The sequence below is a fragment of the Aquabacterium sp. genome, from assembly GCF_035476535.1.
Taxonomy (GTDB): Bacteria; Pseudomonadota; Gammaproteobacteria; order Burkholderiales; family Burkholderiaceae_C; genus Pseudaquabacterium.
Genome location: NZ_DATILJ010000069.1, coordinates 16,897 through 27,511, shown reverse-complemented (window position 1 = coordinate 27,511; position 10,615 = coordinate 16,897). Strand labels below are relative to the sequence as shown.

The window sequence follows — 10,615 nt, the reverse complement described above, 5'->3', positions numbered from 1 at the left end:
AGGGCGAGATCCTGGAACTCAAGAACACCATCAACACCATGGTCGACCAGCTCAGTTCGTTCGCCTCCGAAGTGACGCTGGTGGCGCGCGAGGTGGGTACCGAGGGGAAGCTGGGCGGCCAGGCCGATGTTCAAGGCGTGGCCGGCACCTGGAAGGACCTGACCGACAACGTGAACTTCATGGCCGGCAACCTGACCAGCCAGGTGCGCAACATCGCCGATGTGACCAAGGCCGTGGCGGCCGGCGACCTTTCCAAGAAGATCACCGTGGACGTAAAGGGCGAAATCCTGGAGCTGAAGGCCACGATCAACACCATGGTGGATCAGCTGCGCAGCTTCGCTTCGGAAGTGACCCGCGTGGCGCGCGAGGTGGGATCGGAAGGCAAGCTCGGTGGCCAGGCCGTGGTGCGTGGCGTGGCCGGCACCTGGAAAGACCTGACCGATTCGGTCAACCTGATGGCCTCGAACCTGACCAGCCAGGTGCGCAACATCGCCGACGTGACCAAGGCGGTGGCCGCGGGCAACCTGAGCAAGAAGATCACCGTCGACGTGAAGGGCGAGATCCTGGAGCTGAAGGCGACGATCAACACGATGGTCGATCAGCTCTCGTCCTTCGCCGCCGAAGTCACGCGCGTGGCGCGCGAGGTCGGCACCGAAGGGAGGCTGGGGGGCCAGGCCCAGGTGCGCGGCGTCTCCGGCACCTGGAAGGACCTGACCGACAACGTCAATTTCATGGCCGGCAACCTGACGTCCCAAGTACGCGGCATCGCGAAGGTCGTGACGGCCGTGGCCAATGGGGACCTGAAGCGCAAGCTGACGGTGGAGGCCAAGGGCGAAATCGCCGCGCTGGCCGACACCATCAACGGCATGACCGACACGCTGGCGATCTTTGCCGACCAGGTGACGACGGTGGCGCGCGAGGTCGGCGTGGAAGGCAAGCTCGGCGGCCAGGCCAAGGTGCCCGGCGCCTCGGGCACCTGGAAGGGCCTGACCGAAAACGTCAACGAGCTGGCCGCCAACCTGACGACACAGGTGCGCGCGATCGCCGAGGTGGCCACGGCGGTGACCCAGGGCGACCTGACGCGCTCGATCACCGTCGAGACGCAGGGCGAAGTGGCCTCGTTGAAGGACACCATCAACGAGATGATCCGCAACCTGAAGGACACCACGCAGAAGAACACCGAGCAGGACTGGCTGAAGACCAACCTGGCCAAGTTCAGCCGCATGCTGCAGGGCCAGAAGGACCTGGTCACCGTCGGCCAGCTGATCCTGTCGGAGCTGGCGCCGGTGGTCGGCGCGCAGCAGGCCGAGTTCTACGTGATGAGCGGCATGAGCGAGCTGCCGCGGCTGAAGCTCTTGGCCAGCTATGCCTCGGGCGGGCAAAGCGCGCATGGCAAAGAGGTCGATCTCGGCCAGGGCCTGGTCGGCCAGTGCGCGATCGACAAGCGCAGGATCCTGCTGACCAATGTCCCGTCGCAGGCCTTCCGCATTGCCTCGGGCCTGAGCGACAACGCCGCGATGGACGTGCTGGTGCTGCCGGTGGTTTTCGAAGGCCAGGTGCGCGGCGTGCTGGAGCTGGCTTCGCTGGAGCACTTCAACCCGGTGCACGAGGCCTTCCTCGACCAGCTGACCGAATCGATCGGCATCGTCATCAACACCGTCGAGGCCAACACCCGCACCGAAGACCTGCTGAAGCAATCGCAATCGCTGGCCGAAGAGCTCGGCAGCCGGCAGGAGGAGTTGCAGCAGACGAACCAGGAGCTGCAGGACAAGGCCCGCCTGCTGGCGCACCAGAACCAGGAGGTGGAGCGCAAGAACCAGGAAGTGGAGCAGGCGCGCCAGGCGCTGGAAGAAAAGGCCGAGCAGCTGGCGCTGACCTCGAAGTACAAGTCCGAATTCCTGGCCAACATGTCGCACGAATTGCGCACGCCGCTGAACAGCCTGCTGATCCTGTCGGACCAGCTGTGCAAGAACCTGGACGGCAACTTGAGCGGCAAGCAGGTCGAGTTCGCGAAGACCATCCATTCGTCGGGCAATGACTTGCTGATCCTGATCAACGACATCCTGGATCTGTCGAAGATCGAATCGGGCACGGTCGCGGTCGATGTCAGCGAACTGCGGCTCGACGAACTGCACCGCTCGGTCGAACGCGGCTTCCGCCACTTTGCCGAATCCAAGCACGTGGACTTTGTCGTGCAACTGGAGCAGCCGCTGCCGAAGACGGTGGTCACCGATGTCAAGCGGCTGCAGCAGATCATCAAGAACCTGCTGTCGAACGCCTTCAAGTTCACCCACATCGGCCAGGTGAGCTTCAAGATCACGCAGGCCCTCGAAGGCTGGTCACCCGACAACGAAGAACTCAACCGCGCCAGCCAGGTGATCGGCTTCTCGGTGACGGACACCGGCATCGGCATCTCGCCGGACAAGCAGCAGATCATCTTCGAGGCCTTCCAGCAGGCCGATGGTTCCACCTCGCGCAAGTACGGCGGCACCGGCCTGGGCCTGGCGATCAGCCGCGAGCTCTCGCGCCTGCTGGGCGGCGAGATCCGGCTCGCCAGCGCGCCGGGGCAGGGCAGCGTCTTCACGCTCTACCTGCCGCAAAGCTACAGCCCGGTGCGTGCCGTGCGGTACGGCCGCAGCGCGGCGCCTGACGCTGCCGACGAGGCCGGGGCACTGCGCGACGACACGCCGCGCCGCGGCAGCGACGGGCGGCGAGCGTTCTTCGAGCCGGTGATGCCGGCGCTGCGAGCCGCCTATGGCGAGGACGCGGCGGCCGGCGTGCCAGTGGTCTTTGCCAACGACGCCGACGACGACCGCGACGATGTCGCCGCCGGCGACCGTGTGCTGCTGATCGTCGAAAACGACCTTGGCTTTGCCCAACTGCTGCTGGAGGCGGCACGCCAGCACGGTTTCAAGGGCCTGGTCGCCGGCACCGGCGCCGGTGCGCTGACGATGACACGCGAATACCGACCCAGCGTCATCACGCTGGACATCCACCTGCCCGACATGGAGGGCTGGCGCATCCTCGACCGCCTGAAGAGCGACATGGCGACGCGCCATATTCCGATCTGCGTGGTCTCGACCGACGATTCGCGCGGCTACGCGCTGCAGGCCGGCGCGATCGGCTTCCTGGCCAAGCCGCTGCAGTCGGCCGATGTCGTGCACGCGGCATTGGCGGAACTGTTCCGCTACCACGAGCGACCGGTCAGGCGCCTGGCCGTGGTGATGCCGCCTTCGACACTGCGCAGCGAACTGCTGGCCAGCCTGGACAGCGACATTCAGCCGATCACCACCGACAGTGCGGCGCAGGCGCGCAGCACGCTGGCCGATGCCGATTGCGTGGTGGTCGACGAAGCGCTGGCCGACTTCGGCCCCGAGGACCTGCTCGACGCGGTGGCCGCACGCAGCGGCGTCTGCCAGCTGCCGCTGGTGGTGGTGCGCCATGCCGGCGACGCGGGCGCTGCCGAACGCCGGGCCTGGGGGCGCGAGCGCGGCGTGTTCGGCCTGCGCATGGCCGACTCGCTGCCGGCGCTGCGCACCCACATCGCCTTCTGGCTGCACCGCAGCCCGGCCGTGCTGTCCGATCACGAACGGCGCGAGATCGAGGCCTCGCTCGAGGCGCACCTCGGCCTGAAGGGCAAGAAGGCGCTGATCGTCGACGACGACATGCGCAACATCTTCGCGCTGGCCACTGTGCTCGACGAGGTCGGCATGGTCATCGTCTCGGCCGACAACGGGCGCGAGGCGATCCGGCTGGTGGAACGGGATCCGGCCATCGACATCGTGCTGATGGACATCATGATGCCGGAGATGGACGGCATCGCGACCATGCAGCAGATCCGCAAGCTGCCCCGGGGGCGTGAGCTGCCGATGGTGGCCGTCACCGCCAAGGCGATGAAGGGCGACCGCCAGAAGTGCATCGAGGCCGGCGCCTGGGACTACCTGTCCAAGCCGGTCGACCCGATGCACCTGCTCGGCGTGCTGCGGGGCTGGCTGTGCCGCTGATGTCGACACCCGACGTGCTGGAGGGCCCGGCCATCGACCGGGTCAACATCCTGATCGTCGACGACCTGCAGGAAAAGCTGCTGGTCTACAAGACCGTGCTGGACGGGCTGCAACAGAACCTGGTCTTCGTGCGCTCGGGCGCCGAGGCGCTGCGCGAGGTGCTGGCGCGCGAGTTCGCGGTGATCCTGCTGGACGTCAACATGCCCGACATCGACGGTTTCGAGACGGCCGCGCTGGTGCGCCGCTACAAGCGTTCGGCGCACACGCCCATCATCTTCATCACCGCTTTTGCCGACGAGCAGCAGACCTCGCGCGGCTACGCGCTGGGGGCGGTGGACTTCATCCCCTCGCCGGTGGTGCCGGAAATGCTAAGGTCCAAGGTGCGCGTGTTCGTCGAGCTGCACGTGCTGCAGCGTCGCATCGCGCGCCAGGCCGACGAACGGGTTGCGCTCGCCGCCTCCGCGGCGGCACTGCAGATGGCCGAAGAATCGACCCGCCGCTCGGCCTTCCTGTCCGAGCTGAGCCGTTCGCTGAGCGGCCTGCTCGATGTGCAGGCCGGCATGCGCACGCTGCTGTCCCAGGTGGTGCCGTCCCTGGCCGGCGAGGCCACACTGGTGCTGCTGGATGAGCAGCAGCAGGTTCAGCTGGTCATGCGCTGCTGCAAGGCGCTCGATGGTCGCGGCATGGCCTTCCAGCGGGCCGATGCGATGCAGGCCGAACTGAGCGCCGATGAGCGCGAGCGCCTGGCCCGGGCCCTGCCGCACGGCAACAGGCCCGAGGCCCTGCCGGCGCAGTTCAATGCCGTGCACCCGCTGCACCACGGCGAGCGCACGCTGGGCGCGCTGTTGATCGGCGGGCCGAGCACGACGCTGGGCACCGCGGTGCTCGACGACGTGGCACTGCGCGCAGCCACCGCCTTCGCGACGGCGCAGCTCTACCAGAACCTGCAGGCCGAGATCGGCGAGCGCCGACGGGCCGAGGCGCGGCTGGAAGAAGCCAGCCGGCGCAAGGACGAGTTCCTGGCCATGCTGTCGCACGAGTTGCGCAACCCGCTGGCGCCGATCCGCAATGCCGTCGAGCTGATCCGCCGCCTGGCGCCGAACGATGCCAAGCTGGTCTGGGCCACCGATGTCACCGATCGCCAGGTGCGGCAGCTGACGCGCCTGGTCGACGAGTTGCTGGACGTGTCGCGCATCAGCCAGGGCAAGATCGTGCTGCAGACCCTGCCGCTGGACCTGGTGGCGCTGGTCGTCCAGTGCCTCGACGAGCAGCGGCCGATGATCACCGCGCACGGACAGCAGCTGACGCAGACGCTGCCGGAGGCGCCGCTGTGGATCCAGGGCGATCCGGCGCGGCTGCAGCAGGTCGTCAGCAACCTGCTGAGCAATGCCAACCGCTACACCCCGGCCGACGGGCACCTGCACCTGGCGGTGAGTGTCGAGGACGGGCATGCGGTGATCAGCGTGCGCGACAACGGCATGGGCATCGACGCCGAGCTGCTGCCGCGGGTGTTCGACCTGTTCCAGCAGGGCCGGCGCGCGCTGGACCGCAACCAGGGCGGGCTGGGCGTCGGGCTGACCGTGGTGCAGCGCCTGGTCAGGCTGCACGATGGCCATGTCGAGGCGCTCAGCGCGGGCCCAGGGCAGGGCGCCGAGTTCAAGGTGCGCCTGCCCTGCCTGCCCCTGGCGCCCCGCCCGCACGCCGGCGAGCCGGCGGCGGCCGGTGGCACGCCGCGCCGCCGCGTGATGGTGGTGGAAGACAACCCCGATGTTGCTGAAACCACCGCGACGATGCTGACCCTCTTCGGTCATGCCGTGTGTGTCGCGCACGATGGCGGGCAGGCACTGGCGCAGGTGCAGGCCTTTGCGCCCGAAGTGGTGCTGCTGGACATCGGCCTGCCGCTGATGGATGGCTACGAGCTGGCCCGCCGGCTGCGGCAGCTGCCGCAGACACGTGATGCCTTGCTGGTGGCGCTGACCGGCTATGGCCAGCCTGCCGACAGGCAGCGCGGCCGCGAGGCCGGGTTCGACGAACACCTGCTCAAGCCGGTGGATGCGGCGATATTGGGCGAACTGGTCGCGCGCGCCGCGCCGCCGGCGCAGGAGCCCGTGGCGGACTCGCCCGCCGGGGCCGCGCTGTACGCGTTTCGTCGCCCTTGATGCGGCGCGCCGCCCCATAATTCATGGCCCGAGATCCTTGGGGAGGCGTGCATGCGCCATGCGCTGATCGTTGACGACGACGTGGATGGGGCCTCGACCATGGCAGCCCTGGTGGAGCTGGAGAATTTCAGTGTCGCCACCGCGCACAGCCTGAAGGCCGCACGGCAACAGATCGCGCTGCACCCGCCGGACGTCGTGCTGCTGGACTTGCGCCTGCCCGATGGCAGCGGCATCGAACTGTTCGACGATTCGGAACTGGTCAGTCGCGCGGTGATCGTGCTGATCACCGGCTACGCGAGCCTGGAGACATCGATCCAGGCCTTGCGGCTCGGCGCCGCCGACTACCTTTTGAAGCCGGTGCAACTCAAGCAGTTGCAAGGCGTGCTGTCGCGCGTGATACCGCCTTCGGCGCTGGTCGGCGAAGTGCAGGAGATGACGACAACGCTGGCGCGCAGCGGCAACTTCGGTGAGCTGTGGGGTCGCGCCTCACCGATGCTGCGGGTGTACGGGCAGATCTCGCGCGTCGCCGGCACGGCGGTCACGGTGTTCATCACCGGTGAAAGCGGCACCGGCAAGGAGCTGGTGGCCAAGACCGTGCACGAGCTGAGCCGGCGCCGCAGTCAGCCCTTCCTGGCGGTGAACTGCGGCGCCATCTCGCCGACCCTGCTCGAAAGCGAATTCTTCGGCCACGAAAAGGGCAGCTTCACGGGGGCCGACCGTGCGCACCCAGGGTTCTTCGAGCGGGCGCGGGGCGGTACCTTGTTCCTCGACGAGATCACCGAAATGCCGCAAGAACTGCAGGTCAAGCTACTGCGCGTGCTCGAGACGGGCAGCTTCTTCCGCGTCGGGTCGACGGCCCTGCAGACCGCCGACGTGCGCGTGGTGGCCGCGACCAACCGGTCGCCGATGCAGGCCATGGCCGAAGGCCGGCTGCGGGAAGATCTGCTGTACCGCTTGAATGTCTTTCCGATCGAGATGCCGCCGCTTCGCGAGCGGCTGGACGATGTGCCGCTGCTGGCCGAACACTTCCTGGCCGACTTCTGCCGGCGCGAAGGCCAGCACAAGCGCTTCACGCCGCAGGCCCTGACGGCCTTGTGCACCTACCGCTGGCCGGGCAACGTGCGTGAGTTGCGCAATGCCATCCTGCGCGCCTACGTGATGACGGTGGATGAGCACATCACGGCCGAATGGCTGCCGGTCGGCGCCGGCGATGGCCAGCCCACGGGCATGGCCGCCGGCGCCGGCGAATCGTCACCGCCGTGTGTCGTGCTGCCGGTGGGCATCTCGATGGCCGTTGCCGAACGGCATCTGATCCTCGCCACCTTGCGGCATTTCCAGGGCCAGAAGGAGCGCACCGCCGGCACGCTCGGCATCAGCCTGAAGACGCTCTACAACCGCTTGAAGGAATACGGCAACGAGGCGTTTCCACCAGGACCTGGCGGCCTGTCTTAGGCACACGCGCGAAGCGGTACGTCAATTGCTTTGCTCGGGTCTCGGCCAGGAGTGTGTTCAATGAGAGGCAGAGTCAAACCGAGTCTGTGCACGCTGGCGGCATTGCGTGCAGAGTGGACAGTCCACTATCTGCACAGTGTCGGCGAACGCTGGATGCTCGACCTCGGGCCCCGCTACGACGCGCAGCATGTGCTGGCGCAGCGGCGCGGTTCGTGCCCGCGCGATGTCGACGTCCGCACGCTGCTGTTGAAGCATGACGCCAGCCGTTCGCCGGCGCTGGAAGTCATCGAGGCCGTGGCGCTGATGCATTTCGGCAGCGCCAAGCTGGCACCGCGCATCATCGGTGCGCCCGATTGGCACGAGATCGCGTTGACCAGCTATGCCGACAAGGGGCACGGCTATGAAGCCCTGCTGTCGCTGAACGTGTGGGTTCGCGGGGACACGCTGGTCGCGGTGTTGCGTGAGCCGGGCCGGCACGACCATGCCGAGCATGCGCTCTGCGGCGGCGATGCCGACCCGTTGTATGCCCTGCTGCGCGTGGCCGGCATGGGCGAGCAAGGGAGCCAGGCTCCCCTGCGGCTCACGCCGGCTGTGCAGCCGGCAACCCATCAGAGCCAGGGGGCTCCGTAGTAGTCGTGCACGCGCCGGCCGAAGGCGTCGTCGTACACCGGCAGATCGTCTCGCGTGTAGCGTGGCGCGTCCTTCAGCAGCGCCTTGTCCAGCGGCACGATGTAGCCCTCCTGCGTCGTGTCGTACTTCAGCAAGCTCCACGGCAGCGGGTACCGGTCGGTGCCCATGCCGAGGAAGCCGCCGAACTCCAGCACCGCATAGCGAACCTGGCCCGTGCGCTTGTCGATCATCAGATCGTCGATCGACCCCAGCTTGTCACCGGCGGTGTTGTAGACGGCCGTGCCTTCGACCTGCTCGGACGAGATGATGTCGTGGCTGATGACGGATGTATCCATGGTGATCTCCTGAAGTGGAAGGGGTCACCTGGCACGGCAATTCACGTACCCTGCGCAGCCGCGTCCAGGCGGCGACGGGCTTCTTCCAGCGCATCGTTGACGTCACCGACGCCGACCGGCTTGACCAGGTGCAGCGCGAACCCGGCCGCCAGCGTCTTGCTGCGGTCGGCGGCCTGGCCATAACCGGTCATGGCCGCGAACACCGCGCCGTTGGGCAACTCCGGCGCCATCTGCTGCAGCAGGTCGAAGCCGTTGCCGTCAGGCAGATTGAGATCCAGAAACACCAGCAGAGGCCGCAGTTGCCGCGCTGCGGCGTGCGCCTCGGCGGCCGAATAGGCGCCCTGCGCGTGGTGGCCCAGCAGCGTGAGCAAGCGCACCATCGTGTCGGCGGAATCCTGGTTGTCGTCGACCACCAGCACCGGCAAGGATCGCCGGTTCCTGTCGCCGGCGGTCAAGGGACCGGACGCGCCGCGCGTGTGGCTGTCGGCCGCCAGTGGCATCAGCATCGTGAACTTGCTGCCCTGGCCGACACCGGCACTGTGCGCCGTGAGCCGGCCGCCCTGCCTTTCCAGCAGCGAGCGGGCCAGGTTGAGCCCGATGCCCAGGCCCGAGGTCCGGGGTGATCCGGCTTCGCTGTCCTCCTGCACGAACATCTGGAAGATGCGCTCCAGCTTGTCGCCGGCAATGCCGCGTCCGCTGTCGTTCACGGTGGTGACGCAGGAGGCCCCGGCGATGCGGGTCTCGACACGGATGTTGCCCTCTTCCGGCGTGAACTTGACGGCGTTGTCCAGTACGTTGTGCAAGGCCTGGATGAGGCGGGAAGCGTCGCCATGAACCCAGACGGGCGCTGCCGGCACGCTGGCGTGCAGCACCTGCCTGCGCTTGTCGGCGCTGGCCTGGATGGCTTCGAGGCTGGCCTTGACCACCTCGCGGAAGTCGATGCGCCCGAGTTGCAGCTGGATCTTGCCGGCGAAGATGCGCGCGGCGTCCAGCAGGTCGTCGACGAGGCGGGTGAGCTGTTGCAGCTGCCGGTCGATGACGTCGCGCGGACCGGTCAGCGCGGCGGGCATCTGCGGATGCAATTGCATGATCGACACGGCGTTGCGGATCGGTGCCAGCGGGTTGCGCAGTTCATGCCCCAGCACCGCCAGGAATTCATGGGTGCGCCGTGTGGCCTGCTCCAGTTCGAGCAGGCGGCGCTGGTCGGTCAGGTCCCGCGTGACCAGCGCAAAGCCGCGCAGTGCGCCGAGCGGGTCCAGCATGGGCGTGATCGCCGTGCCGGCCCAGAAGGCCGAGCCATCCTTGCGCACGCACCAGCCCTGCGATTCGGACCGGCCCTCCAGGCGTGCACGGTGCAATTCGGCGGCCGGCTTGCCTGCCGCCACGTCGGAGGCGCCGAAGAACATCGCGTGATCGTGCCCGATGGCCTCGATGGCGGCATAACCGGTGATCGACTCGGCCGCCGTATTCCAGCTCAGCACAACGCCCGAGGGGTCGAGCATCACGATCGCGCAGTCCCGTACGGAATCGATCAGCAGCTTGAGCTGCTCTTCGCTGCGGCGCAGGGCTTCCTCTTGCGCGCGGCGCTCGCTCAGGTCGCGGGTGACCTTGGCGAAGCCGATCAGCGTGCCCTGCGGGTTGCGCAGCGCGGTGATGATCACGCTGGCCCAGAAGCGTGTGCCGTCCTTGCGCACGCGCAGGCCTTCGTCTTCGAAGCGGCCCAGCGCCGTCGCGTGCTGTAATTCCTTCTGCGGCCAGCCGCTGGCTACCGCCTCGGGCTCGTAGAAAGTCTCGAACGAATGGCCGATGATTTCGGCGGCCTCATAGCCTTTGATGCGGCGGGCGCCCTCGTTCCAGCTGACCACCGTGCCGTGCGGATCGAGCAAGAAGATCGCGTAGTCCTGAACGCTGTCGACCAGCAGGCGAAAGCTCTGCTCGGCGGGCACCAGGGCCAAAGGGGGAGCTGGCAAGTTCACGTGGTCAGTCCTCCCGTGCAGGCCCTGGGGCGATCATCCTCGTTCAAGGCAAATCTTGT

At 67.6% G+C, this 10,615-nt stretch carries 6 protein-coding genes; 4 read left to right on the top strand and 2 right to left on the bottom strand.

Features of this window, described 5'->3' with window-relative positions:
• From VLK61_RS06990 to VLK61_RS06975, 4 genes are all read left to right on the top strand, one after another.
• On the top strand, positions 1–4,004 hold a 4,004-nt coding region (locus tag VLK61_RS06990), incomplete at its 5' end, for a response regulator (protein ID WP_325419574.1).
• A complete protein-coding gene (locus VLK61_RS06985; protein ID WP_325419572.1) occupies positions 4,004–6,163 on the top strand; it encodes a response regulator in 2,160 nt (719 codons plus the stop codon). The genes VLK61_RS06990 and VLK61_RS06985, both read left to right, overlap by 1 nt.
• Before the next feature lie 51 nt (positions 6,164–6,214).
• Positions 6,215–7,615 carry a sigma-54-dependent transcriptional regulator gene (locus VLK61_RS06980; RefSeq protein WP_325419570.1) on the top strand — a complete coding sequence of 467 codons (1,401 nt, stop codon included), beginning with the start codon at positions 6,215–6,217 and terminating at the stop codon, positions 7,613–7,615.
• Positions 7,616–7,675: 60 nt separating this feature from the next.
• Positions 7,676–8,245: a hypothetical protein gene (locus tag VLK61_RS06975; protein WP_325419569.1), complete on the top strand. Its 570-nt coding sequence runs from the start codon at positions 7,676–7,678 to the stop codon at positions 8,243–8,245.
• Here VLK61_RS06975 and VLK61_RS06970 read toward each other — a convergent pair.
• On the bottom strand, positions 8,224–8,580 hold the full coding sequence (locus VLK61_RS06970; RefSeq protein WP_325419568.1) for a PRC-barrel domain-containing protein: 357 nt from the start codon (positions 8,578–8,580) through the stop codon (positions 8,224–8,226). The two genes, VLK61_RS06975 and VLK61_RS06970, sit on opposite strands and share 22 nt — an antisense overlap.
• Positions 8,581–8,621: 41 nt before the next feature.
• Positions 8,622–10,556, bottom strand: a complete 1,935-nt coding sequence (locus VLK61_RS06965; RefSeq protein WP_325419567.1) for a PAS domain-containing hybrid sensor histidine kinase/response regulator — start codon at positions 10,554–10,556, stop codon at positions 8,622–8,624.
• Positions 10,557–10,615: the final 59 nt, after the last annotated feature.